Origin of the sequence: Leuconostoc lactis, assembly GCF_007954625.1 — a bacterium.
GTDB classification, from domain to species: Bacteria; Bacillota; Bacilli; order Lactobacillales; family Lactobacillaceae; genus Leuconostoc; species Leuconostoc lactis_A.
Window position 1 is genome coordinate 1362884 of record NZ_CP042420.1, and the last position, 26553, is coordinate 1389436.

The 26553-nt window shown below is 41.0% G+C and carries 27 protein-coding genes; 23 read left to right on the forward strand and 4 right to left on the reverse strand.

What is annotated here, in order from left to right:
• Positions 1-78 precede the first annotated feature (78 nt).
• From FGL80_RS06740 to FGL80_RS06750, 3 genes are read left to right on the forward strand one after another with little or no spacing between them, the layout of a single operon-like run.
• Positions 79-1203, forward strand: coding sequence for a toxic anion resistance protein (locus FGL80_RS06740; RefSeq protein ID WP_055307907.1), 1125 nt, complete (start codon positions 79-81; stop codon positions 1201-1203).
• Positions 1184-2044 carry a YceG family protein gene (locus FGL80_RS06745; RefSeq protein ID WP_055307906.1) on the forward strand — a complete coding sequence of 287 codons (861 nt, stop codon included), beginning with the start codon at positions 1184-1186 and terminating at the stop codon, positions 2042-2044. Before FGL80_RS06740 ends, FGL80_RS06745 begins: the two co-directional genes overlap by 20 nt.
• A gap of 9 nt (positions 2045-2053) precedes the next feature.
• Positions 2054-2611 carry a hypothetical protein gene (locus tag FGL80_RS06750; RefSeq protein WP_244297911.1) on the forward strand — a complete coding sequence of 186 codons (558 nt, stop codon included), beginning with the start codon at positions 2054-2056 and terminating at the stop codon, positions 2609-2611.
• Positions 2612-2658: 47 nt separating this feature from the next.
• Here the strand turns inward: FGL80_RS06750 and FGL80_RS06755 are convergent, their stop codons facing one another.
• Positions 2659-3108: an ASCH domain-containing protein gene (locus tag FGL80_RS06755; protein ID WP_055307904.1), complete on the reverse strand. Its 450-nt coding sequence runs from the start codon at positions 3106-3108 to the stop codon at positions 2659-2661.
• 52 nt (positions 3109-3160) lie between these two features.
• Positions 3161-3970, reverse strand: a complete 810-nt coding sequence (locus tag FGL80_RS06760) for a DUF2785 domain-containing protein (protein ID WP_147001879.1) — start codon at positions 3968-3970, stop codon at positions 3161-3163.
• A 208-nt stretch (positions 3971-4178) separates the two neighbouring features.
• On the opposite strand from FGL80_RS06760, the gene FGL80_RS06765 reads away from it, so the two are divergent.
• Both FGL80_RS06765 and FGL80_RS06770 read left to right on the forward strand, forming a co-directional pair.
• Entirely contained in the window at positions 4179-4487 is a 309-nt protein-coding gene (locus FGL80_RS06765) for a bacteriocin immunity family protein (RefSeq protein WP_055307902.1), read from the forward strand.
• Between the two features lie 117 nt (positions 4488-4604).
• Positions 4605-5036, forward strand: coding sequence for a hypothetical protein (locus FGL80_RS06770; RefSeq protein ID WP_055307901.1), 432 nt, complete (start codon positions 4605-4607; stop codon positions 5034-5036).
• 202 nt (positions 5037-5238) lie between these two features.
• On the opposite strand, the gene FGL80_RS06775 is transcribed toward FGL80_RS06770, so the two are convergent.
• The gene (locus tag FGL80_RS06775; RefSeq protein WP_055307900.1) at positions 5239-6228 is read right to left on the reverse strand and encodes a LacI family DNA-binding transcriptional regulator; all 990 of its coding nucleotides are present in this window, start codon (positions 6226-6228) and stop codon (positions 5239-5241) included.
• Between the two features lie 170 nt (positions 6229-6398).
• Between FGL80_RS06775 and FGL80_RS06780 the strand changes: the two genes are divergently transcribed.
• Both FGL80_RS06780 and FGL80_RS06785 read left to right on the forward strand, forming a co-directional pair.
• Complete coding sequence (locus FGL80_RS06780) at positions 6399-7742, forward strand: SLC45 family MFS transporter (protein WP_055307899.1); 1344 nt, start codon at positions 6399-6401, stop codon at positions 7740-7742.
• A gap of 15 nt (positions 7743-7757) precedes the next feature.
• A complete protein-coding gene (locus FGL80_RS06785) occupies positions 7758-9440 on the forward strand; it encodes a glycoside hydrolase family 13 protein (protein WP_055307898.1) in 1683 nt (560 codons plus the stop codon).
• Positions 9441-9496: 56 nt separating this feature from the next.
• On the opposite strand, the gene FGL80_RS06790 is transcribed toward FGL80_RS06785, so the two are convergent.
• A complete protein-coding gene (locus FGL80_RS06790) occupies positions 9497-10336 on the reverse strand; it encodes a VOC family protein (protein WP_055307897.1) in 840 nt (279 codons plus the stop codon).
• Between the two features lie 266 nt (positions 10337-10602).
• Between FGL80_RS06790 and FGL80_RS06795 the strand changes: the two genes are divergently transcribed.
• The 16 genes from FGL80_RS06795 (at position 10603) to FGL80_RS06870 (ending at position 26363) form a co-directional block, all read left to right on the forward strand.
• Entirely contained in the window at positions 10603-10848 is a 246-nt protein-coding gene (locus tag FGL80_RS06795; protein WP_055307896.1) for a GlsB/YeaQ/YmgE family stress response membrane protein, read from the forward strand.
• Between the two features lie 143 nt (positions 10849-10991).
• Positions 10992-12530 carry a ClC family H(+)/Cl(-) exchange transporter gene (locus FGL80_RS06800; RefSeq protein ID WP_055307895.1) on the forward strand — a complete coding sequence of 513 codons (1539 nt, stop codon included), beginning with the start codon at positions 10992-10994 and terminating at the stop codon, positions 12528-12530.
• Between the two features lie 118 nt (positions 12531-12648).
• Positions 12649-14589, forward strand: a complete 1941-nt coding sequence (locus tag FGL80_RS06805) for a C39 family peptidase (protein WP_147001880.1) — start codon at positions 12649-12651, stop codon at positions 14587-14589.
• Positions 14590-14769: 180 nt separating this feature from the next.
• Complete coding sequence (locus tag FGL80_RS06810; RefSeq protein ID WP_055307893.1) at positions 14770-15171, forward strand: acetyl-CoA carboxylase biotin carboxyl carrier protein; 402 nt, start codon at positions 14770-14772, stop codon at positions 15169-15171.
• On the forward strand, positions 15171-16499 hold the full coding sequence (locus tag FGL80_RS06815; protein WP_147001881.1) for an acetyl-CoA carboxylase biotin carboxylase subunit: 1329 nt from the start codon (positions 15171-15173) through the stop codon (positions 16497-16499). The genes FGL80_RS06810 and FGL80_RS06815 overlap by 1 nt, the downstream gene beginning before the upstream one ends.
• 104 nt (positions 16500-16603) lie before the next feature.
• A complete protein-coding gene (locus FGL80_RS06820; protein WP_244297962.1) occupies positions 16604-17281 on the forward strand; it encodes a putative hydro-lyase in 678 nt (225 codons plus the stop codon).
• A gap of 4 nt (positions 17282-17285) precedes the next feature.
• Positions 17286-18050 carry a LamB/YcsF family protein gene (locus FGL80_RS06825; protein ID WP_055307890.1) on the forward strand — a complete coding sequence of 255 codons (765 nt, stop codon included), beginning with the start codon at positions 17286-17288 and terminating at the stop codon, positions 18048-18050.
• 5 nt (positions 18051-18055) lie between these two features.
• Positions 18056-19288 (forward strand): NRAMP family divalent metal transporter, encoded by a 1233-nt coding sequence (locus FGL80_RS06830; RefSeq protein WP_055307889.1) that lies wholly within the window; start codon positions 18056-18058, stop codon positions 19286-19288.
• Between the two features lie 11 nt (positions 19289-19299).
• A complete protein-coding gene (pxpB, locus tag FGL80_RS06835; RefSeq protein WP_055307888.1) occupies positions 19300-20016 on the forward strand; it encodes a 5-oxoprolinase subunit PxpB in 717 nt (238 codons plus the stop codon).
• Positions 20013-21026 (forward strand): 5-oxoprolinase subunit C family protein, encoded by a 1014-nt coding sequence (locus tag FGL80_RS06840; RefSeq protein WP_055307887.1) that lies wholly within the window; start codon positions 20013-20015, stop codon positions 21024-21026. The genes pxpB and FGL80_RS06840 overlap by 4 nt, the downstream gene beginning before the upstream one ends.
• Positions 21027-21327: 301 nt before the next feature.
• Positions 21328-21825: a hypothetical protein gene (locus tag FGL80_RS06845; protein WP_055307886.1), complete on the forward strand. Its 498-nt coding sequence runs from the start codon at positions 21328-21330 to the stop codon at positions 21823-21825.
• A 122-nt stretch (positions 21826-21947) separates the two neighbouring features.
• Positions 21948-22514 carry a cadmium resistance transporter gene (locus FGL80_RS06850; protein WP_055307885.1) on the forward strand — a complete coding sequence of 189 codons (567 nt, stop codon included), beginning with the start codon at positions 21948-21950 and terminating at the stop codon, positions 22512-22514.
• A gap of 406 nt (positions 22515-22920) precedes the next feature.
• On the forward strand, positions 22921-23358 hold the full coding sequence (locus FGL80_RS06855; RefSeq protein ID WP_055307884.1) for a CidA/LrgA family protein: 438 nt from the start codon (positions 22921-22923) through the stop codon (positions 23356-23358).
• A complete protein-coding gene (locus FGL80_RS06860) occupies positions 23351-24097 on the forward strand; it encodes an LrgB family protein (protein ID WP_055307883.1) in 747 nt (248 codons plus the stop codon). Before FGL80_RS06855 ends, FGL80_RS06860 begins: the two co-directional genes overlap by 8 nt.
• Before the next feature lie 180 nt (positions 24098-24277).
• A complete protein-coding gene (locus FGL80_RS06865; protein ID WP_055307882.1) occupies positions 24278-24952 on the forward strand; it encodes a CPBP family intramembrane glutamic endopeptidase in 675 nt (224 codons plus the stop codon).
• Positions 24953-25514: 562 nt separating this feature from the next.
• Positions 25515-26363, forward strand: a complete 849-nt coding sequence (locus FGL80_RS06870) for a MetQ/NlpA family ABC transporter substrate-binding protein (protein WP_055307881.1) — start codon at positions 25515-25517, stop codon at positions 26361-26363.
• Positions 26364-26553: the final 190 nt, after the last annotated feature.

The following is a 26553-nucleotide window of genomic DNA, read 5'->3' on the forward strand; positions in this document are numbered from 1 at the left end:
TGGCTAGGTACGGTTGAATTGTCTATCACAAAAATTGTATAATAAAGCAATTCAAAAATGCACAAAGGACGTACCTGCATGTCAAACTTATTTTCAGTTGATACACCAACTGTTGAACCACATTACAATCAATTTGAACCACAATCAACGCGTGCCAAAGAACTGATGGCTGATCCTGAAGTGATTAAGATCGCTGACGGTATCGATTTAACGGACACAGTTGCTTTATATGATTTAGGGAAAGAACCAGCTGACAAAATGTCTGGGATTGCTGGTCAGTTGCTGGATAAACTGACGGTTGCTGATACGATTGGGTCGACGAAAGTTTTAGACGCGTTGGTCAAATTAACCAAGCAAATTGAGTTTAAAGAATTGAAACTAGACCAAGAGCGTGGGCTAAAGGCTTTGTTCCGTCGCGCTGAAGCCACGCTTAAAGCACGTGTTGCCAAATACCAATCAATTGGTAGCGAGGTCAATGCGTTATTTGTGGCGCTGAAGTCCTATGAAAACACGATTCAAAAGCGTGTTGATGATATGGATCAACTCGCTAGTGCCAATGCGGCCTATGCTAAGAATTTGGATCAGTATATTGCCTTGATTTACATTTTGCGTAACCGTCAAGCTATGACAGTGCAAAACACGTTATTAGCGGCACAAGCTGGGGATGAAGCAGCACAAATTGCTTTGCCAAAACTGCAACAAGTCGCCGAGGTGTTGGATAAACGCGCGTTTGATTTGGAGCAAGCGAAAGCAATGGCCACGATTACAGCGCCACAAATCAAACAAACGCAAGATAATAATCTGAATTTAATTCAGCAGTATCATGCAGCCTTTATTAATACAATTCCGGCTTTGCAGACTGGCTTGGTACAAGCCGTGACGGCATTGCAGGGGAATTATGCGCAACAAGGCTTGAATGCACAAAAGCAAGCGACCGCCGATTTGATGAAGAAAAACGCAGAACGTTTGGCTGTCAATAATAAATTCATTTTGGAATCAAGTGGGCAACCAACAGTTTCTGTTGAAGACATGCAAAGCATTGTCACAACAATCCTCAATGCCGTTCAAGAGACGAAAACGATTGAACAAGAGAATGCTAAAAAACGTGAAGCGTCACGTGAACAAATGGCCAAAATGATGACTGATTTTAAAGCAGCCGTTAATGATGTGAAGGTAACAGATAATGGGCAAGAAAACAGTTAAAACATTGGCACGGCAGGCACAAGATGAGTTGCTTGAAGCCTCAAATAATAGTGCATTGCTACAAGGCGATTTTGCTACAAAAGCTTATCAGATGGATGTTGTGCGGATTGAAACGACCTTGGCTGAACTCAATATTTTACTCGAGATGCCGGCGATGATTCGGACGGGATTTGAACAAGATGATACGCAGGAAACCATCACGATCCCGACAGTTTTTGCTAAAGTTGACGGCTTGCCAACGAATGAAAAGCCATATTGGCAACACCTCGACAGCATTCGCGATACTACAGGTTTGCAGGCGTTGGTAACACGACACATGACCGCAAGTGATTGGCGCATTTCATTAGCAGACTTTGATGCCATTATGGCCAACTTGACGCCACAAACGGTGCAACAATCTGATGCTTGGGCGTATCAGGTATTAAACAAACTACTGCAAGATAAAATTGCTGAAGCCATTGTGGCATTACTCAATGACTGGCCAATTAGTGTCCCGCAGACGACTGAAAATCAGCAAACTGTTTTATCGGTTTTGTTAGACCTACCAAAAGAGTTATTAGAAATGAGTCTTGAAGTGGATTACCCAAAGGAAGTGCCATTACTAGCTGTGGTACATCAAGAGTCCATGGGTGAAATCACATTTGAAGATGTCGTTGCTTATAATATGTTTCATCAACTGGGCTGGGATATTGTGATTTATTCGCCACATGCTTTTGCATCATTAGAAAATTACATGACATCCGATAGTTATGACCATTTTAGCTATGATAAAGTCCGGGCAACAGCATCAGCGACTGGCGATCCGAAAAAATCCTTCCTGCAAAAATTGTTTGGTAATTAGGAGAAAAAATTGAAACGTATCACACATCACATGGCCAAGTTATGGCTAGTATTATTGATTGCACCATTATTTGCGATTGCCCCAGATAACGCGGCAGCACGTAGTTTTAGCGGTAGTGGGCGTGCAACCGGTGGTAGCCGTACAACAACACGCTCCAATCCAGGGTCGACGTTTAGAAGCTATCAACGACCACAAACGCAAACACCAAATGCTAATACCTATAACAATAAATACCGTATCAACCGTAATACCAATTCAAACACACGTTATCAATCTTATCGGACACAATCACGACAAAATGGTGTGATGTCTGACTTTGGGCGTAGTTTAACGCGCGGCATTGGTTGGGGTGCTGGCTGGGCAATTGGAAACCATATGGGAAATTCTTTATGGCATACCATGTTTGGCTTTGGTAGCAACACTTATTATGATCAAAATGGGCAAATGCAGACGCAATCAGGCGGCTATGCCGGCTGGGTAGTTTTGATTCTAGTCATTGTGATTGTTATTTTGATTGTTAAGTTACTGCGACGGCCAAATTATTACTATCGCCGCCACGAATATTAAGCAAAAAAAGCAACGATTACAATCGTTGCTTTTTTTATGCTGTCCTATCATGTTGTGGGGTACACGACGTGAAAGGTTTCTAGGAGCATATTAGCATTTTGTTCATCAAATACGCGACCTTCAGATTGGTACTCTTCAACAAAAAATGCATGATGAACGTTACGCCAATAGGCTAAACTACGATCACCTTCGCCTTCAAGATAGGCATGTTTGGCATCAACATCAAGGTATTTTGTGGCTACGACACAATCATTTTTGATCACGCAAACCGCCTGATTTTGGCTATCTAAGACCACATCATAGGCACCTGTTTGTGGTAACGGGTCATCGTCTTGATATAAATCAAGCGCACTGGTAGTGGCCGTTTTGACACCACTTAGAACAAGGTCAGCTAACTCATCGGAATCAACGCCAAATTGGAACGCTGATTGCAGCGTGGCGTTTTCGGGGATTGCGTTAGCTTTTTTAGCTTTTTCGAATAATGCTTCTGGGGTCATTGGGGTTCTCCGTATTCTTAAATTTGACAATAGGTAAATGGTCTCTGTAGTATCATGACATCCCCATCTCGGCAAAATACTGTGTAATCATTGGTTTGATAGCCACTTGGAATGTCGTGTCGTTAAAATACAATGTCATTAAGATTCGCTTCCAAGCAGATAGGCGATAGTATGCCGCGTTATTAGCATCTAATTCATGATACTGTGACCACAACTCATCATTTAATTGCTTTATAAAGTTTAACGTATGGTGATGATCAGTTTTACGATTTGATGAAACAGCTAAAATAACCCTTGCTAACCTTTCTTCTTCGTCGTCTAAAAAGGGACTAGTTTGCTTATATAGCACATTTTTAATAGCATCTAATGCTTGTTTTAGTTGAATTGAACTAAATGATGGGTGTGTTGCTGCTTCGGTAAGTAAATCACTACCATGTGCAATGCCATGCGCCCAACCGTGTTCCTGAGTAAATCCGCGCCAATCATCTTCAGTATTTAAGTATGTTATTGACCAGGCTAACCATGTTTGTCTTTCAAAGTCAGATAAAAAGGCATTTTCGTTATCTACGTGTAGCATAAGGCTACCGAGTAGGGCTGTAAAAGTTCTGGTGTAGATGTCATCTTTGTTTTGCCCTGTAATCCCAAAGAACAGCAATTGCTTTGTAGTGACATCATCAGCAATGCGTCGCATTTGTTCGTTGGTGAAGCAATGATCTAAAAAACTATGACAGAATGAGTTAAACACTAATTGGTCTCTTATATCACTATCAAGATCACCGATATGTGTTACTAACCATGCACATTGCTGATCAGAATATGTCGCGTTTGTTTGGTTTAACAATGACGTGAGTATAGCTTTCATATGATGCCTGTCCTTTATTCTTGTGCGCTACGGTTATCGATAACACGATATTTTTTAAGATGATACTTTTCTGTGGTTTCTAATTTAAAAATTATTTTACGGGAATGCAGGTTGATAATCAAGTTGGCATTAGAGCGTGTACTATACTGGTTTCCAATGATAAGATTTCTCATTATGGTATAATGATTTAGTAGATTACGGGGGTAACATGCGTCAAAAAGATTTTACAACAGAGGAATCAGCAGATTTGTTAGCGCAAATAACAGACCTGATTTTAGATAGTAGTATTCGTGAAGATGAACGGCAAATTTTACTAGTTGCTAAAGCGAGACTAGAAAAGCACCAGTATCTACCTAAAATTGTTGCTGATTTAAAAAATAGTTTAACACCATTAGCTGTGAAAAATAGCTTGTCTCAGAAGGTGGCACCGTTCTATCTTCAAATAACAAATTTCAAATATGCCGATAAATACATGGGGCTTGGATTTGGTTTCGGCATGAACTTTGGTGGTCATTGAGCTGGGGTTAGGATTAGTTCGATAGATTTGTGCTTTTGATGATTACCATCTACAATTTAGATACTAGCTTTGTTGATATGAAATTGTAGATTGACTAAATGTAGTAAGGACATTGAGATGATAGAAAAATACTCACAAAAAAGAGATGAAGTTTATGATCTTATGCGTGGTCAAAAATTTCGTGCGATTGGTCGATTAGTTATTGCGGTATTATATGATCTCCTTGTTATTGGAACACTTTTTATCCGAAAATCTTTGTGGGTGAACATAATACTGGTACTTTTGGCAGTAGTTGTTACAATTTTAACGACACTGTTGATCAATAAGTATTTTAGAATCCTAAAGTACCTTCGATATACAAAGATAAATAATATAGATATCCAAGATATGGATGTGATTGATGAACAGTTTAAATCTTTGAAAAAACACAAGTATCCTCTTGGTGTTTATGAGAATGATAATGATTATATGCTAGAATGGATGCCGTACAAACGATATGGCCATGCAACGACGATTCTAATTTCTAAGGCACAATTTAATATGTACTAGAACCATGATAAGCTAGAGGAGATTATTGCAATTATTAAAGAGGGTGCTGAAAAGGCTTATCGAAAAAATAGTATGTATGTACTTAATCAACATTTTTATGTTGATGATACAACAGTAAATCAAGATGCCAAATCAATCGATAAGCCATAGTAAAAACCACAACTTAATTAAGTTGTGGTTTTTATTTGCATAAGTTTATATGTTATATTTTTGCTACTGTGTCACCAGGTTTCAATACCACATCTGTAAAAATAATGGTATGAGGTGAGAGTGCTTGGTTGGCAATTGTTGTAATAGCCAGTTCACCCATTTGGATAAAATTTTGTTGGACGGCTGTTAAACGAGGTCGTGTGAGCTGGGTGAGATCCGTACCATCAACGGTGATAATTGACAGGTCATCAGGGACACTAACGCCAGCATCTTTAGCACTATTCAGAATACCAATCCCAACAATGTCAGCAGATCCAATCACTGCAGTGAAGGGTAATGGCACGCCAAAATTTTGAATGGTCTCAAGACCGGTCTGATAAGCATTTTCAATACCCCAAATAAAGGCCGGATTATAATGAATCTCATGTTTTGCTAGTGCATCAATGAAGCCTTGACGCCGTAACGTCGCGACTACCGAGTCTGGATCAGCGGCACCAATTAACGCGATTTGACGATGCCCCTGATCATATAAATAATCAACGATGGTATGCATCATCGCATAATTATCAGAAGAAATAGACGTAATGCCATTATTTAATTGATTGGAAATACTCAAAAGGTGTGTGTCAGCCGTCATTAATACATCAAAAACAGCTGTTTCAAGGTCAACCGCCAACATCACCACAGCTAACAATTGTCGTGAGAGCAATGATTTGACCGTTTTAATTTGGTGCTGGACATCATTTTCCAGAAAAACAATTAACAATTCATATTCCAGTTCAAATGCTTGACGTTGCATACCTTTAATAATTTCATCAGCAAAGTTGGTATGTGTTGCAGGGACAAGTACGCCAATCACGCGACTTGCCTTTTGTGACAAATCGGCAGCCGATTGATTTTTATAATAACCCATCTCTTCGGCGAGTTGGCGGACGCGCTGGGCTGTTTCCGCACTAAAACGCCCACGATTTGTCAAAATTCGTGAGACGGATGCCGCTGAAATGCCGGCGCGATTTGCAATGTCCTTAATTGTAATAGCCATAATCCATATTATAGCGTAAAGTCGGTTGACAAACAAAATGAAAGCGTTTACAATACGAAGTGCGTAAACGTTTACTCAAAATCCAAAAAAGATTATGTTTAACATGCTAGCAGTCTTAAATGTAGTCGGGTTCTCAACTAGACAAAATTATCACTTAAAGGAGAGTGACTATGTTGAATCGTACGACGCAAAACAGGGGACAGCTGCCGATGCTCACCAGTATGCAGCTATTCCTGATGACTTTTGGCTATGCTGGCGTTCAAGTCGCATTTTCAGTGCAAACTGGTAATATGGGTCGCATATTTCAGACTTTAGGCGCTGACCCAACAAAGCTAGGGTTTTTCTTCATCTTGCCGCCATTGGCAGGGATGGTAACGCAACCATTAATTGGCTATTTCTCTGATAAAACCTGGTTGCCAAAACTCGGACGGCGAATACCATACTTGATTTGTGGCTGTTTGGTTTCCTTGATTGTCCTACTCCTGTTACCCAATACGGGGTCACTAGGATTTGGGTACGGATCCATGATGGCTTTGTGGTTTGGGGCGGTGACTGTACTATTCATGGATCTATCGGCCAATGTGTCGATGCAGCCGTTTAAAATGCTGATTCCAGACATGGTCAATGCACGCCAAACCGATAAAGCCTGGAGTTTACAAAATATCTGGGGCAGTTTAGGCGGTGTCATTGCTTTCGTTTTTCCATTTATTTTGACTGCATTTGGGGTCGCCAATACAGCATCACGGGGCGTTGTGCCTGATTCCGTTAAAATTTCATTCTACGTGGCTGCAGCAATTTTATTGTTCTCAACGATTTTCACGATTATGAATGTGAAGGAGTATGATCCAAAGACCTTAGCTGATTATCATGGCTATCAGTCCGACACAAAAACGCATGAATCACTGCTAACAATTCTAAAGCACGCACCAAAGGTATTTTGGACACTGGGAATTGTTGAATTCTTTGTTTGGTTTGGTATTCCATATATGTGGACTTATTCAACTGGGGCATTATCCGAAAATATTTGGCATGTTTCTGATCCTGCCTCAGCAGGTTATCAGTCGGCTGGTAACTGGTTTGGCATTTTACAGGCAGTTTATTCGTTAGTAGCAATTATTGTGGGTATTGCGTTTCAACGGTTAAACAATCGCACGCGCCAATGGGCTTATTTCTTGAGTTTAATCATTGGTGGGGTTGGTTTCCTGGTGGTTGCGTATGGGCATACGCATTTATCATCACTGATTGGTTTTAGCTTGTTCGGTATTGGGTGGATGGCGTTGATTTCAATTCCGTATACGATCCTAACCAATGCGTTGGATGGCAAACACGATGGGGTGTACTTGGGCTTGTTTAACTGCTTCATTTGTATCCCCCAAATTGTAGCCTCGGTGGCCAGCTTTGCCATTTTTTCAGCGGTGGGGCAATCAATGGCCAATATGTTAGCAGTTGCCGGTGTTTGTTTAATGATTGGTGGTTGTTTGATATGGATAGTCAAAGAAGAAAAGCGTTATTAAAAAAGGAGAATTAACATGACAGCAGCAATTCAATGGTGGCAAAAAGCAGTGGTTTATCAAGTTTATCCGAGGTCCTTTCAGGATACTGACGGTGATGGGATTGGTGATTTGAAGGGAATTACACAACGCCTTGATTACATCAAGAAATTAGGCGCCGATGTTATTTGGCTTAACCCCGTTTACGCATCGCCAGATAAAGATAATGGTTACGACATTTCCGATTATGAAGCCATTAACACGAAATTTGGCACGATGGCTGATTTTGATGACCTATTAGCACAAGCCCATGATAAGGGGCTTAAGATTATGATGGACTTGGTGGTTAATCACACCTCAGACCAACACCCGTGGTTCATTGAAAGTCGGCAATCACAAGATAATGACAAGCGCGATTTCTATATTTGGCGCGATCCCGTTGATGGGCATGAGCCAAATAATTGGGGATCCTTCTTCTCGGGACCAGCTTGGCAATTTGATGACGCTACGGGACAGTATTATTTGCATTTATTTGTTGAAGGGCAACCTGATTTGAACTGGGTGAATCCTGAAGTACGTCAGGCTGTCTTTGATATGATGAATTTCTGGGTGGACAAGGGCATTGATGGTTTTCGCATGGACGTGATTTCCCTAATTTCTAAGCCTGATGGCCTACCCGATGGCGAAGTACCTGAAGGTGGGGATTATGGTAATTCAAATCAAGCGGTCGCCAATGGCCCCCACGTCCATGAGTATTTGCAAGAAATGCGCCAAAAAGTCTTAAATCGGGCAGATATGGTGACCGTTGGCGAAGCATCAGGGGTGGATATTGAAAACGCCGTGAAGTATGCTAATCAAGATCATTCAGAATTGAATATGGTCTTCCAATTTGAACATATGGATCTTGATCACAATCCCAACCCAGCGCTTGGCAAGTGGTATGATAAAAAAGTTTCACTGGTTGATTTAAAAGCGAATTTATCCAAATGGCAAAACGATTTGGCGGGTAAAGCATGGAATTCATTGTATTGGGATAACCACGATCAGCCACGGGCTGTGAGCCGCTACGGGGATGATCGGACAGAATATCGTGTTGTTTCTGCCAAAATGGTCGCAACGCTCCTGCATTTCATGCAGGGCACGCCATACATTTACCAAGGTGAAGAAATTGGTATGACGAACGCCTACAATTTGCAACGTGATGACTTTGACGATGTTGAAATTAAAAATGCTTTTAAGTACTTAATCGATCAAGATCATTTAACCGATGAAGCCACGATGTTAAGGTACGTCCATGCCAAAGGTCGGGATAACGCTCGGACACCCATGCAGTGGGATGACAGCGCCAATGCAGGTTTTACTACTGGCACACCTTGGTTGAAGTTGAACGATAATTATGAAACGATTAACGTGGCAGAAGCCTTAAACGATCCAAATTCAATTTTCTATTATTATCAGAAGTTAATCCGCCTACGGCATGACTTGCCAATTATCACTACCGGTACTTATCAATTATTAGATCCAACTGATGCGCAAGTTTATACTTATCGTCGAGTTGGAGAAAATGATACCTTACTCGTCATTAACAACTTTACGAGTGACACCTTAACACGTGATTATCAAGTCCCTGAGACGGCAACGATAATTATTAGTAATTATGACAATGATGCTGGCACGACATTACGGCCCTATGAAGCCAAAGTCTATCACCTGACCAACTAAATTCAGACACATAACAAAAAGCCTTCGTCAATCGAAGGCTTTTACTATTGGTTTGATTAAGCTTCATCGGTGGCTTCTTGGATAATCAACGTACTGCCGAATGGATCAACCACTGTCAGTGTATGGGCCTCTATCAATTGCCCGCGATCAGCAAATCGGGTTTTTAGTTGCGCAAAATAGGCTGGATTAACGGCAATTGTCCAATCAGCTAAACCATTTTCTTGCGGTTGGCGTTGCGCTACTTGGGCGCCTAACCACGTATTATAGGCATGGTGATGGTGGTAGCGGTTATGCGAATAAAAGTTGGCGCTATTAGCGAAGGTGGTCGTCAAATTCATCCCCAAGCCATCAATGAAGAAAGCATCCCCAGCTGCTACGTTATGGCCCACAAAATGTAAATGGCCAATCGTGGTCTGGGGCGGAAAGCCTGTCCAGTTGCTTTTCCGTGCCTGCAATAACGTGGCAACGTCAACGGCTTTAGTGCCCATTTGGACAAAATTTTGATCCCATTGCCATTGTTTGCGCGGCCGATCATGATAGAGTTCGATCCCGTTGCCATTGGGATCGTTTAAATAAAAAGCTTCACTAACATCATGGTCACCGCCACCCAGCGGGTAGTTGATTGTCAAAAGATGTGCCACTAAACTTGCGAGACTAGCAGTATCTGGGAAGAGTAGGGCGAAATGATATAACCCTTGCCGTGGTGCACTTGGCGTTGCCCCGTTAAATACCAACGTGAGGATTGGCGGTTGGCTAGCCGTTAACGCATAACCATAGGTTTGCGCGTCAATTTTTGTTTCCACGAAACCAAGAATGTCGCGATAAAAAGGCCGCATTTGGGCTTCATCATTCGCGACGAGCGTGAGGTGTGTCATGTGGTAAGTGATTTGTTGCATTGGCTCTATCCTGACTGTTGATTTACTGTGCTTACTAATTATAAGTATCATAAGCTGTTGTACGTAAAAAGTCTAGTAATTTGCTGACATTGACATGCGCTGTTCTGTGATTGAAATTTTGATTGTGAATCACGACAGTTGGTAAACGCTACCAAAGCCTATGATAAGGCGTTTTGTGTTTGCTTGATTTGTGAAATTACCGCGAGAGTGATATAATATAACCAACAAGTAATAAGAATATAGCGCAAAGGACGGAGGAGTCTCATATGATTTGGTCATTAATTGTTGGTGCCATTATTGGTGCAATTGCAGGTGCTATTACGAACCGTGGGGCATCAATGGGTTGGATTAGTAATATCCTTGCCGGCTTGATTGGTTCAGCTATCGGTCAAGGAGTTCTTGGCCACTGGGGTCCAACTCTAGCTGGTATGGCTTTGATTCCTTCAATTATTGGGGCGGTTGTCCTAGTACTGATTGTGTCAGCTGTGTTCGGTATTCGAGCAAACCGCTAAAACAAGTGAATAGCAGCAGTGTTATCTGAGATAAACCTGCTGACATGTGAAAGGGAACCGTTAAGGTTCCCTTTTTTTAGACAGACGATAGCGTTTGTTAACAGAATTTGAACTCACCCCAAATTCTGTTGTAAACTAAGGCTATGTTAAATCAGAAGTTACAGTTAAATACGTCAAAACTAGCTATTGTGGGTTACGGTGTCCTGATTGGTTTTCTAACCGGTATCGTGGTGAGTCTATTTCGGCTATCAATCGAAAAAGTTTTAGCGTACTTTCAGACCTTATACCTTGCTGTCGGACGGGGTGAATTGTTCTCACTGGTCCTCATTATCTTGTTAAATGCTGGCTGTCTCATCGTAGCTGCTTGGTTACTCAAGCAAAATCCGCATATATCAGGATCAGGGATACCACAAGTTGAAGGGGTATTAACCGGCGAGATCACGGATAATTGGTGGGCAACCCTTTGGCGCAAATTTACTGCTGGTATTTTAGCCATTGGTAGTGGCCTGATGCTTGGCCGTGAGGGGCCATCGATTCAACTTGGCGCTGCAATTGGTCAAGGCGTGGCAAAATACCGACATTTAAGCCATAACAAAGCAAAAAGTTTAATCGCCAGTGGGGCTGCCGCCGGTCTATCCGCGGCCTTTAACGCCCCGCTAGCTGGTGTGATGTTCGTCCTTGAAGAAATCTATCACAGCATTTCACCGTTTGTTTGGGTAGGTGCTGTCACGGGGGCAACTGTATCGGACTTTGTCTCGACGGTGATGTTTGGGCAAACACCAGTCTTAGCTGTGGGGCATTTAACCGTCTTTCCGGTGAAGTTGTACGGTTTGCTCTTGGTATTTGGGCTGATGTTAGGGTTGTTTGGTTATATGTATCAACGTGTCCTACTGGCTAGCTTGTCTCTGTATGACAAATTACCACTGCCCAAGTATTTTTATGGGGTGATCCCATTTATTTTAGTGCTGCCAGTTGGCCTACTTTGGCCACACGTTTTGGGTGGTGGTAACGGCTTGATTTTATCGCTCAATAATACCCCAACTAGCGTTAAGCTAGTGCTAGGTCTATTGGCTGTGCGGTTTGTTTTTTCAATGGTGAGTTATGGTTCTGGACTGCCAGGTGGGATCTTTTTACCTATTCTCACGTTAGGAGCTTTGAGTGGGACCCTCATTGGCAATGTGTTCGTGACCTTGAACTGGATGCCAACGACTTATATTTTAAATTTTGTGGTGATTGGTATGGCAGGGTATTTTGCTTGTATTGGTAAAGCGCCGTTTACTGCGATCATTCTTGTTTTTGAAATGGTTGGAAGCGTCACGCATATTTTGCCATTGGCCTTTGTCAGTTTAGTGGCTTATTTAGTCGTCGATTTACTCAACGGTGCGCCAATTTACGAATCATTGTTGGCTAGATTATTACAGCAAAACCAGCAAAACAGCGCTTCATCTGAGATGACCACGCTTGAAATTCCCGTCTTAGCCGGCAGCATCATGGAAGATCAGCAAATACGCGACTTGCATTTAATGCCCAACAGTTTAATCACATTGGTAAAACGATCAGATAACTTGCTCATTCCAAAGGGTGACTTGGTTTTGCGCGCGGGCGACATCATTTACCTGCGGGCCAGTCAAGATGTGGCACAAGCCATTAAAAGACAATTACTAGCGACGGTGGCAGTGTAGTCAGATATGCTAACGAGTATAAAGTGATTTAAAATGGGCGTAATCTGTGTATAAAATGTGAGAAAATATAGTATAAGATTATTGTTGTTTTATTTTTCGGGAGAATTGAGGAGATGTGATGTTAAAAAAGTATAAATTATACAAATCCGGGAAAACGTTGGTGACGGGTATTTTTGTTGCTGGTGCCATCGCCTTAACTGGCGTGTCACAGGTACACGCTGACACGACTACGCAGAATAGTGCCGATCAGGTTGTGCAGACGGGGGTAGCAAATCCGCCCACGACAACGACTGATGCAACCGCAACCCAGCCAGTAGATACGCCCACGACAAAGCCAGTACCGGTGACAAGTACTACACCAGCAAGTTCTTCGGCAACATCGGCTAGTGCAGAAAGCCCAGTTAACGGCACTGACGCAACAACTAGCAACGTTAACGATGTATCTGTCCCACAGACAGCGTCTACGCCAAATACTACAAGTACAGCGCCACAAACGACTACTGCAAATACGGCTAGTGCAGTAGCACCAGTCACAACAGCACCAACAACGCCAATAGCACCGGTATCGGCAGTGATACCAGCCCCAGCACAAGGTGTAACGGCTGCGCCACAAACCGTTGCGGCACCTGATATCACTGTGCAAGGCCAAGGACAAAACTATGGCTGGCAAAACCCTGTCCATGAAAACGAAACCGCCGGTGTCACTGGCCAAGCGCTACGTTTGGAAGGGGTTAAAATAACGGTTAACAACACGAGCAATACCTACCCAGGTGATATTGTTTATCAAGCGCATGTTTCCGGTACTGGCTGGCAGAGTGAAGTTAAAAATGGTGCGCTAGCAGGAACAGTTGGACAATCCCGCCAAATGGAGGCCATCAAGATTCATTTGACCGGTGAATTAGCCAACCAGTATGACATTTACTATCGTGTTCATATTCAAGATTTTGGGTGGTTAGATTGGGCTTCAAACGGGACAGTTGCTGGCTCAACTGGTTTAGGTTTACGCCTTGAAGCGATTCAATTCTTGCTTAATTTGAAGCAACAAGCCTTCACCCAAAGCACGCAGCGACCAAGTGTTGGCGCAGCTAACATACAATACCAAGTACAAGGCCAAGACTATGGCTGGCAAGGGACGCGTAATAATGATACGGTTGCTGGGACAACAGGGCAGGGTAAACGCTTAGAAGCCATCAAAATTTATCTTGATAACAATGGCTTGACCGGTGATGTTGTCTATCAGGCACACGTTTCAGGAACAGGTTGGCAAAATGCAGTCACCGATGGTCAGTTAGCAGGGACGGTTGGTCAGTCTCGTCAAATGGAAGCCATTAAAGTGACTTTGACTGGCCAATTAGCCAGTTATTATAACCTTTACTATCGTGTTCATATTCAAGATGTGGGTTGGTTGGCTTGGACAGCTAATGATGGTATTGCTGGCTCAACTGGCTTAGCAAAGCGTATTGAAGCCATTCAATTAACGCTGATTCAAAAAGGCCAGGCTGTACCGCAAACAGGGACAGCTTATTTGAACCCGACAAATTATCAAGTTGTCACAAAGCATGCAAACCAACCGGTTTACTTCTCGCAATTAGACAGTCGCTGGGCAAATCATCCTTTTAATGACTATACAATGGGGCCAGCTGGTTGTGTCCCTACTAGTATTGCAATGGTTTTGAATGGGTCATATGGCATTCCAGTGAACCCAGACAACGTGAGAGCCGTGATGAATAACATCAGTACATCATCATATGGTGCGACGGGCATTGACTTGATTAATACCGTACATTATTATGGTCGTCAAGTCGAACAAATCAATACGGTTGCCCGCACGGCGCAATTGCTACAACAAGGCGTTCCTGTAATTTTCTATGTTAATGTGGCTAATGGTATCGGGCACGCAATTGCCACTTACGGTTATAATAACGGGGCAACGCAGGTCTATGATCCTTACAGTCGCTATTACTTCAATGGCTGGTACGATCTTAACTATCTTTCAAATACGCTGAGTCGCGATCCTGCTGATTGGAATGCCGGACGACCAGTGTTTGCAATTATGTAGCGTCATAAAATAATGTGGTGAAAAGACAAGAGATTGTCTTTTTTTTTGGAAAAAAACCTATTCACAACACACAAAAATTAATAAAAATGTAATTTTAAGTAAGGTTTTCTCACATAAATAACATAACACCTTGAATAAAGTGATAAATTTTAATTTATATTTAATAAAGGTGAAAAACACATGGAAATTGATGACATTGCTGCTATCGTAAAGATTTTAAACGACAATAACCTTAGTCATATCTCGTTTAAAAAAGGTGATTCGAAAATTAGTGTCTCAAAAAACATTAATCGTGAGATTCAAATAGCTGAAAGCACAGATATTGCAAAAGAACAACCACATCAAGAGATGCGTTACATCGTATCACCAACAATTGGAACGTTTTATACCGCATCTGATCCTGAATCGTCACCCTTTGTTACAGTGGGACAGACAGTAACTCAATCTACTGTAGTTGGTATTGCAGAAGCCATGAAAATGATGACCAACATCTTAGCAGATAACGAGGGCGTGATTGCTGAGGTTTTAGTTAAAGATGGTGATGCAATTGAATATGGACAAAAATTGTTTAGGTTGTTGTGATGCGCAGTACATTAGAACACAACTTTAAAATTTTAATTGCTAATCGTGGTGAAATTGCGGTCAGAATTATTCGAGCGGCAAAGACATTGGGGTTCACAACAGTAGCAGTTTATTCGTCCGCCGACAAAGCATCGCTACATGTCGCAATGGCAGACGAGGCCATCCAAATAGGTCCTGCAAATGCGATTGATAGCTATTTGAACCAACATGCAATTTTAGCGGCAGCAGAGATTACACATGCTGATGCCATTCATCCTGGTTATGGCTTTTTATCTGAAAACGCGGATTTTGCCAGTAAAGTCGAATCAATGGGTCTTACATTTATTGGCCCAACAAGTGATACCATTTCGCAAATGGGCGATAAGGCTAGCGCACGTCAATTTATGTCAGAAACCGGCGTACCGATTGTGTCTGGAAGTGATGTTTTTTTTGATAATGCACATGCTGGTTTGACACAGGCTAATCAAATTGGTTATCCAGTGATGCTTAAGTCTGTTGCTGGTGGCGGCGGAAAAGGCATGCGACTGATTCCAAGCCAAGATCGTTTTCAATCACTATTCGAGCTTGCTCAGAATGAAATTAAAGCGTCAGTTGGTGATGGTCGTATGTATCTTGAGAAATTTATTGATCAGCCACGGCATATTGAAGTACAGATATTAGGTGATGGGTTAGGAGATGCCATTGTCTTGGGTGAACGTGACTGCACTATTCAAAGTCATCATCAAAAAGTTATTGAAGAAGCCCCCAGTCAATACCTAGATGCAGCTACACGATCTGAGATGTTAGAAGTTGCGTTAAAAGCAACAAAAAAGATGGCCTATCGTAGTGCAGGTACTTTTGAATTTTTGTATCAAGGTCCGGGTCGTTATTATTTCATGGAGATGAATACACGAATTCAAGTGGAACATGCTATTTCTGAGGAGATTTCAGGTATTGATATTGTAGGTGCACAATTACAATTGGCCTACGGTCAAAAGCTAGCTGATATACCTGCAGACACTAAAAAAATGTTTGCTATCGAGGCAAGAATTTCTGCGCAATCAGCCGGTACAATTAGTGGACTCCACTTACCTGCTGGTTTGGGTATACGTATTGAGACTGCTATATATCAAGGTTACACTGTATCGCCATTTTATGACGCTATGATTGCTAAAATCATTGCTCGTCAAGAAGCCTTAACACGTTTAAAAATCGCTATTGAAGAAACAGTGATATTAGGCGTTAAAACGAATTTGGATTTATTACTACGTATCTTGACACACCCTGATTTCACTTCAAAGGAAAGTAGAACAGATATTGACTGGCTCGACCATCAACTTAAGGAATAGGAGATTGTTATTATGACGCCAACAGCATTTAGACATTCAGTCAGAAATAATGCGTATCAAAAAACACAGCTGGGATATGTCCTGGGTTTGCACAAGCAAATTTAATTGTTTTACCAAAAAAAGATGCGTATGATTTCTTATTACTGGCGCAACGGAATCCAAAACCTATACCGATCTTAGAAGTCACAGAAATTGGGAACCGACACTTGCAACGGTTAGGTGCCGATATTGATTTGACAACTGATCTCCCAAAGTATCGTATTTACCAAGATGGTAAATTGACAGCAGAAGTGTTGTCAGTGACAGATTACTGGCGTGATGATTTGGTGAGTTTTTTGATTGGTTGTAGTTTTTCTTTTGAAGATTTGTTAATTGAAGCTGGTATTGAAATTCGTCATATTACAGAACAAGTCAATGTGCCAATGTTTAATACCAATATACCTTTACTACCAGCAGGTCATTTTTCGGGCAACATGGTTGTGAGTATGCGCCCAATCAAAAGTAGTCAAATCGCAACTGCAGTGAGTGTGACAAATCGTATGCCTGGTGTTCACGGCGCACCAATTCATATCGGTAATCCTGAAGAGATTGGCATTAACGATCTCACCAAACCAGATTTTGGTGATGCCGTAACAATTAAAGCTGACGAAACACCGGTTTTTTGGGCTTGTGGCGTTACACCTCAAGCAGCAGTAATGGCTTCAAAACCGCATTTCGCTATCACGCACGCGCCAGGTCATATGCTAGTTACCAATTTACCAAATAAGGATTTAATCGTGTGAAAAAATGATAAAAGTTGATTTTAATGCTGATTTAGGCGAAAGTTTTGGAAAATATATCATTGGCTTAGACCAAGAAATTTTAAAACAAGTTACCTCTGCGAACATTGCGTGTGGCTTTCATGCTGGTGATCCAACAATCATGGCTAAAACGATTCAATTAGCTATTGATGAGGGCGTTGCAATTGGTGCCCATCCTGGATTTGCTGATTTACAGGGGTTTGGTCGCCGAGAAATTATCATGTCTCCTAGTGACATCACAGCTATGGTTGCGTATCAAGTGGGGGCTTTGAGCGCGTTTACGCCAGATCATAAGTTACATCATGTCAAAGCACATGGGGCCTTGTATAACATGGCTGCGAAAGACCGACATATTGCCAAAGCAGTTGTAGCTGGCATTCAGCAAGTGGATCCGCAAACCATTATTTATGGCTTAGCAAACAGTGAATTAATTCATGCCGCAAAAGAAGCGCATATGCAATATGCACAAGAAGTATTTGCCGATAGAAACTATCAGGTTGATGGTACGCTTGTGCCACGGACACAACCAAATGCAATGATTTTAGATCCACAAGAAGCTGCACAACGCGCATTAGACATGGTAATTAATCAGTCTGTAGTGGCAATCACTGGGGAAACTGTGCCCTTAACTGTGGACTCAATTTGTGTGCACGGTGATAATCAAGCGGCGGTAGAACTAGCACGACACATTAAGCGGTTACTACGCCATAAACAAATTGACGTTACTAGTGATATCACAACAAGAGGATAAAAAATATGGCTCAAAATGACACAAAAAATAATGTTTCATCACCGATTAAAAAAAGAAGCGCACGATCTGTCGCAATGGGCGCTGCCTTTGTTATGGCAATGTCTGCTGTTGGGCCAGGTTTCTTAACTCAAACCGCAGCATTTACAAGTCAATTAGGACCAAATTTTGGCTTTGCTATTTTGGTCACTATTTTAATTGATATTGTCGTGCAGATAAATATTTGGCGTATTATTACCGTTTCTGGTAAACATGCGCAGCAAATTGCCAACGATATTTTCCCGGGATTGGGTTACTTTTTAACCTTCTTAATTGTTGTGGGTGGCTTTTTCTTTAATATTGGGAATGTTGCTGGGGCAGGTCTTGGATTAAATGTGTTGTTTGGTATTTCGGCAGAAAACGGGGCGATTATAGCAGCGCTTTTAGCAATTATCGTGTTCGTCGTTCGCAATGCGTTAGTCGTAATGGATCGGACAGTCCAAGTTTTAGCAGTTGTTAAAATTGCTGTTTTAATCTACATCCTGTCTGTGACAACTGTGCCCGTTAGTGCAGCAGTTAAACATACTTTTCTACCGACTGATATCAATTTCTACTCAATTGTTACAATTGTTGGTGGAACAGTAGGCGGATATATTTCTTTTGCTGGTGGTCATCGTTTGTTAGAGGGTGGTGTTCGCGGTCAAAAAGGTTTGAAATACGTTAACGAAGGTGCTCTTTCTGGTATCGGTATTGCTTCAGTCATTCGTGTGATGTTATTTTTAGCAGGCCTTGCAGTCGTCATGGCGGGACATAAGCTTGACCCTGCCAACCCAGCAGCCGCTATCTTTCAAATTGCCGCTGGTAACTTTGGTTATAAGTTCTTTGGCTTACTGTTATTTGCCGCTGGTATGACATCAGTTCTTGGCTCAACATTTACATCTGTATCATTTTTAAATTATTCGCACTCTTCAGAAGGCGCTACAAAATTCCAAAAGTATCGTCCTTACTTAGTCATTAGTTTTATTGCACTTTCTACCTTAGTCTTTTATATCATTGGTAAGCCAGCTCAAATTTTAGTGATTGTTGGCGCAATTAACGGTCTCATCTTACCAATTGCTTTAGCTATTTTACTAGTGGGCGCACATAAGCACAAGATTATGGGGGATACCTATAAACATCCAATACTATTAAGTATTTTTGGTTGGCTTGTTGTCCTATTCATGGCATTTGCTGGTATTGAAACACTGATTAATACATTATAAAAGGAGAAAGTATGGCACCAAAAATTATGTTTTCCGGTGATACCAGCATTAATGTTGTCTTTGAAAATGTTATCTCCGAAACGATTAGTCACCAAGTTTTAACCATAGCTAAATTGGTAGAAAGTCAACATATTAACGGTTTGTTGGATATTATACCGGCTTACCGTGCGGTGACATTTGTTTTTGATCCGCTAGTTATTGATATTGTAGCATTTCAAGAATTTTTACGGGCACAGTTAGAGCAACAACTAAATATTGATACGAGTAGCGACAGCCGACTGTATCACGTACCAGTATTATACGATGAAACAGTGGGCCTGGACTTACTTGAGGTTGCAAAGTATCATGATTTAACTGTAGCAGACGTAATTCGTTTACATACGAGTCACACCTATAGAATTTACATGTTAGGATTTTTGCCAGGATTTGCATATCTTGGTGGTTTAGATGAGAAATTGCATACGCCACGAAAAGAAACGCCGCGCTTACGTATTCCAGCTGGATCGATCGGCATTGCCGGACAGCAAACAGGCTATTACCCTGTCGTATCGCCTGGCGGGTGGCAAATTATTGGGCAAACACCATTAGTCGTATTTGATGCTAATCGTCCTGAAATAAGTATTCATGCGGGAGATAGGGTGCGGTTTTATGCAATTGATAAATATGAATTTCAACAATTGGCTGGTGTACATTTCAATGACTTTTTTGCGGAGGCATTGGCACAATGAATGCATTTAAAATTTTGACTGCTGGTACGTTAGCAACAGTTCAAGATACCGGCAGAATTGGTCACCAAGGTGAGGGTCTTCCAAATTCCGGTGTAATGGATAACTTTGCTTATCGAATTGGTAACGCGTTAGTTGGTAACCGTGCAAGTGATAATGCCGCTAGTATAGAGTTTGGTGTCACGGGCGGAAAAGTTCAATTTTCAAGTCAGACAATTGTTGCTTTAACAGGCGCGCGAGCATTAGTGAAACGCAATGATGAAGTGGTTAGTCAAGATATTCCAATTTTGGTGAAAGAAAACGATGTGCTGGATTTTACACAAATCACACAGGGGCGATTTATCTATTTAAGTGTTGCAGGTGGTGTACAGGTCCCGATGCGTATGGGATCATGGTCAACGAGTTTATCAATAAAACTAGGTGGTTTTGACGGGAGATCTTTAGTACAAGGCGACGTACTAAAGATTTTAGCTTTGGCAGAAGCATGGCCTCGACTGCAGCCAAAATTATCACCACAAGTGCCTAATCAGCTGGTTAGTTTGACAACTCGTCATAAAATTCGGATTGTTGACGGGCCTGAATCAGATTGGTTTTCTCACAGGGATTGGGAGAAACTGTTAAATGAAGCATTTCATCTAGGCAAACATATTGATCGAATGGGCTATCGTTTAGATGGACCTGTAATTAACGCTAAATCTGAAAATTTATTATCAGAAGCTAATATGAATGGTGCCATACAAATTTCACGCGATGGCCAGCCGATTATTTTATTAGCTGATCGTGCGACACATGGTGGCTATCCAGTCATTGCCAAAGTGATTACAACTGATTTGGGTGTGATCGCTCAGTGGCCGCAAAATCAACCTATTTTTTTCGAGAAGGTAGCTATTAACGAGGCTTGGGAAATGACAGCTGAAATGGATCGATTTATCAAAGGTGTTTATCAATCGCATCCCTGGGAAACATTGCTACCTGTCAGAATAATGGCAAATAAAATTAAACAGCTTTTTTAAACGATACAAAATTATTTGCGATAGGTCTTAACAACACAGTAAAAACAACAACTTTAAAACGGTTGCTGTTTTTTTGTTTGTGCTAAGCACGTACATCGTTTTCATTCATTGACTACCCAAAAGCAATGTGGTAGCGAACTAAAACAATTTTTGATAGAATAATATCTGTTAAAAGCACCCGGGGGAGCAACGCATAGAAACATTGATTGCAGCTAAATGTTTTTATGCGTTGTGAGTGGTGCCAAAAATGAATAGCACTGGCAATGCCTTGTTGTTTGTCGGTGAGAAGAGGGGGGGAAAGATGACAAATAAACAAAAATTGATGTTTGGTTCTTTGGTAGGAATCGTGGCGTGGTTGGGGATTATCCTGTTGTTATTTATCCGACAATCACAGTCGCAACCACACACTAGTCCAGCACCACAAATCAACACAAATAAAGTGGTTAAACGGATTAACGGTGAGCTGTTTACCGATGCAGGCTTTGGCACGTATCTGGCTGATCCTGACAACTACGCAGGTAGTACGTATGTTGATGGGCAGGATCTTGGGAGTCGTAACATCAATGATGCCGTGGCGAAAAGCTTAGAAAGTGATGAACAGGGGACTAGCTTTAGCAAGTTGTTCGAAAAAGACCAAATCGTTAACTTAGAAATAACGTGGGAAACAGATGGGAATGCCTTTATTGCACGTGGTGACTTAGTGCGTAAAGACACAGGCAAGATGTATCCATTTGCGTTTGAATTTAATACCAAGTATCAAATTTTGCAAGAATGGTTTGGAGATAATATCAAGATTTAATAACAAAGCATGTTACAATGAGACAATGCTGCGACTTTGCTCTTGAAAATTAGCAAAGATAATAAAAAGCCTATATATCGTGATATATAGGCTTTTTATTTAACAGGAAAGGGATTAAACGGATGACTGGCACGCTTGTCACAATTTTTCTAGCATACATCAGTAGTAATTTAGACGATATCTTTGTTTTAACCCTGTTATTTGCCCAGACACAAGTGATCAAAGATGTCCGTTCTATATACTTTGGTCAATTATTTGGTATCTTATCCTTATTAGGTGTCAGTCAACTGGTTGTTTGGCTATTTGATAACTTTCAAATGGCACATCTTAATTGGCTTGGTTGTATCCCAGTCGTATTAGGTATCATCGAGATATGGCATCAAAAAAATCTGAATCAAAACACACCAAGGGTAGTAAACAGCGCACTATCGCTTTTCACGGTCTTACTGATTACCGTATCAAATGGTGCTGATAATCTTGGGATTTATATCCCAATGTTGACCACGTTTACCAAATTTGAGAATATTCTCACTGTGATTATCTTTGCTGTGATGACGCTGGTCTGGTGTTTTATCGGCCAGAGATTATCCTCACTGCCTGCTATTAACAAGACTTTAAAGCAATACAGTTCAAAAATTGTGCCAATTGTCTATATTGGTCTCGGCCTGTATATTCTTTTGGGTGCCTGAACAGCGATCAACTGTACAGGGCGACCGTAGCGTGCAATCATGAGGGCTAAGGTGTGTTGGATAATATAGGTACGGCTACGCTGTTTTTGATAAATTTCAAATGCCACTGGGAAGCCACCATGTAAGATGATTTGCTGATCGGGTGAAGCCCAGCGTCGAGCAAAGCCGCTACGCCGATCTATTCGGAAATAAACTATTGTCATGAATACCTCTTTTTGGATAATTGCGGTTATCTATTGATACGTTATAACCGGGTTAACACTAATAGATTGGCGTGACGTGTGTGCCGATTTTATTTAAAAATGATATTTGTTATATTACGGTTTAAGTGTTGTAATTATTGGAGAAAGGCGTAGAATAGTTTTTGTAGTGTAAGCGCTTTCATGGAGAGAAAGAGGAGAGAATCATGAAAAATCATCACGAAAAACCAGCTGCGCCAATATTAACCCAGTTTCTCATTTTTAGTGCGATTCTGTTGGTATCTTATTTGATATCATTGGGGATGAGTGTTATATTACCGCAATTTCCGGTACCAACGACTTTGATTGGCCTAATCTTATTATTTTTTTGTTTAACAAGTGGGATTGTCCGATTAGAACAAGTCGAGCGATTATCACAAAACCTTTTGGGAATGATTGGGTTACTATTTGTACCGTCAGGTATTTCGTTAGCTAATTCTTTGCATCTATTCCGAGAGGAAGGTCTCAAAATCATCGTCGTCGTCATCTTAGCCACTATTATTTTATTGTTGTCAGTAGCCTATACATCTAAAATTATCGCTAAAATTGAAAGTAAATTCAGCGTAAAGCGCACTAAAATCGTACGAGGCGCCTACAATGATTAATATTCTTAATACGCCATTCTGGGGCATCTTCTTAACAATTTTTGTTTACTGGATTGGGCAGCAATTATTTAAAAAGTATCCCATTTTCATCTTCCAACCGCTGTTTGTTGGCATGATTTTGGGTATCTTAGTGCTTGTGAGTTTTGCTGGGATATTTAAGCAACCAATGAGTCATTTTTATCAGCAATATAAGGCTGGTGGCGACATTGTGTTCTGGTTCTTGAGTCCAGCAACTATGGCATTTGCTATCCCACTGTATAAAAAGCGCGATATGGTCAAACAATACTGGTTGAGAATTTTCTCGACCTTAGTCATTGGTTTGACGATTGCGTTGATGCTAATTTTTGGCGTATCGAAACTCTTTGGGCTATCACAAATTGCCACCATTGCGATGTTGCCACAAGCAGCTACCACGGCCATTGCCTTGCCAATTTCTGCCGTCATTGCTGGTGGTGGTGAGGCAGGCGCCTTTGCCTCGTCAATCACGGCGATGGCAGTGATCGTCAATGCTGTGGTCATCTACGCGTTAGCGGACAAACTCATTCGTTGGTTCAAGCTGGATCAAGACCCCATTGGTCTTGGCTTATCTTTTGGGACGGCCGGACATGCGATTGGGTCAGCTAAAGCAATCGAAATTGGTGAAACAGAAGGCGCAATGGCTTCTATTTCAATGGTAGTCATTGGCTTGATTGTGGATGTTCTTGTCCCAGTGTTTGCGCAAATGGTTGGGTTAATGTAAAACGCAACTAATCATTGATAAGACAAAACCTGACTAAACACACCAGTTTAGTCAGGTTTTTAATTTAACAACCATATCGACAATAGGCTGATTTTTTAAATTAGATAATAATTTGATTTTTATCATTATTTTATATAAAATTGATTTACTAGTTTATTTATCGTAGGGGGGAGAAATAACTTGCAAATCCGTTCATTTTATAAAAATCATATTTTTGTTGTTGGTATCATCTTTTATATCTTAATCTACCATGTGGTACCTTTAATTGAGCGGATTATTATTTTTCCTGTGTTTCATTTGAGCTTATTTCACGGTGCGATGGGGTGGGTGGTTTATAGCGGGATAGATATTATCTTTTTGTATTTTTTAATACAACAATATTCACAACGAGATAGTATTTTTGAAATACCCAAAATAAAGGCACTAGCTATAACTGGTATTGGTTATATTTTATATTCACTTTTCATAAAATATATGTTGCCATTAGTACTTATCACGAGCAATCAAGCTGTCTTGAATACTGCGGCTACCAACGAATCTACCATCGCTATTTACGTTCAATTATTTCATGTAATATTAATTGGCCCCTTCTTAGAGGAGCTCTTATTCCGTGGTTTACTGATAGAAAGAAAAGGTTCTAAGCTAATATGCGGCTTAACGCTATTGATCGCCTCCTTGTTATTTGGCAGTATTCATACATACGGCTATGCAACATTGCCGTTTATTTATTACACAGGCATAGGGCTTATCCTATCATTGGTTTATTGCGCAACCAAAAGACTACAATATCCAATCATGATACACATCACGATCAACGTTCTTGCAAGTTGGGAAGCATTAACAATTTATTTTTAATATTAAATGAGCGTTAAATGATAAAACGGTTGACAGATTCATTTTAATCGTGTAAATTTTTAATCAACGAAGAAGAGATGAGTAAGCATGTAGCGTTAGCAAGAGAGTTTACATTTGGTGGAAGTAAACAACGTGAATGTCCGAATAATGGTCTCGGAGTTAATCGTATTATGAGTGCATCGGCATTGCATTAGTGATACGCGGGTGCGCCCGATACCGCGCAACCGTTCATACTGTTTCAATCCCTGTATGGCCGGCATGAGGTGTGTTTTTGATTGACACATAAAATCAGGTGGTAACACGATTCGTCGTCCTGTAATCTAATTTTTTTTAGATTACAGGACTTTTTTTAACCAAAATTTTGGTAATTCAATTCACGAGAGGCGTTCATATATGCAAAAAATAACTCCAATCAGATTTTTCGATATTAATCGTGCACTCAGTACGTTATTGGGTTGTGGTTTGGTACAGACCCGAATGTGTCTTTTACATACTTGATAAGCCGTTATTAATGGTCGTCTTACAAATCTATCAAATGTTAAAACGAGGAGTTTATTAGAACATGAAAAAAAGAAGTAAATGGTTGATCAGCGCAGCGACTATCATCGTGCTCAGTGGTCTCGGATATGCAAGTTTTGTCCCAAAGTCAACGGTTCAATCACCAGAAACCTTAACAGTCGGTATTATGGCGGGTGATAAACGAACAGATAAGCAATGGGAAATCATTAAAAATAACGCTAAAAAAGAGGGACTCACGCTTAAAATCAAAACATTTAGTGATTATACGCAACCCAACGCTGCCTTAGCAGCTGGGGATATCGATGCTAATGCTTTTCAACATTACATCTTTTTAAACGATTGGAACAAATCACATAAAACAGATATTGTACCTGTCGGAGAAACGATTTTAGTTGCTGGCCGACTCTATTCAGATAAGCACAAGTCGATTAATGCTATTCCTCAAAATGGTATCGTTGCGATTTCAAATAGTAAGGTGACGCAAGGGCGTTCCTTGCTGGTTTTACAATCAGCTGGCTTAATTAAATTGTCGCCAAATGTCAAAGACCCCACAGTTAAAGACATTATTGAAAACAAGAAGAATCTGCAATTTAAAGAGCTTGCGACGGATCAGTTAATTAGGACATTGCCTGAAGTTGACCTTGCCTCAATTGATCCAAGCTTTGTTGTCGGTTCAGGCCGTTCAATCAAGTCAGCTATCTATGTTCAACCCGTTGATAAGCGAACGCAAGGTGGCATTAACATTATTGCTACCACGAAAGACAAGAAAAATAGTGATGCGATCAAAAAGTTGGTAAAGGCCTATCAAGCTAATAATGTCGCCAACTATATCAATAACGAAAGTGGTACTGGTGAAGTAGCTGTTTGGCCAGGGGCGCCAAAGCCAAAGTAGCTTCTTTAAACAGAATGTTTGACGCTATGACTGGATTCAACTAGAATATAACTTTAATTGACAGGAGCATTTATTATGAACAAGCGATGTTGGCGGTACGCACTATGAGCAATGAACAATATTCACCATAGGATGAGTACAGGGAGAAACAATGAAAAAAGGAATAATTTTATTAGGTATTGGGGTAGTT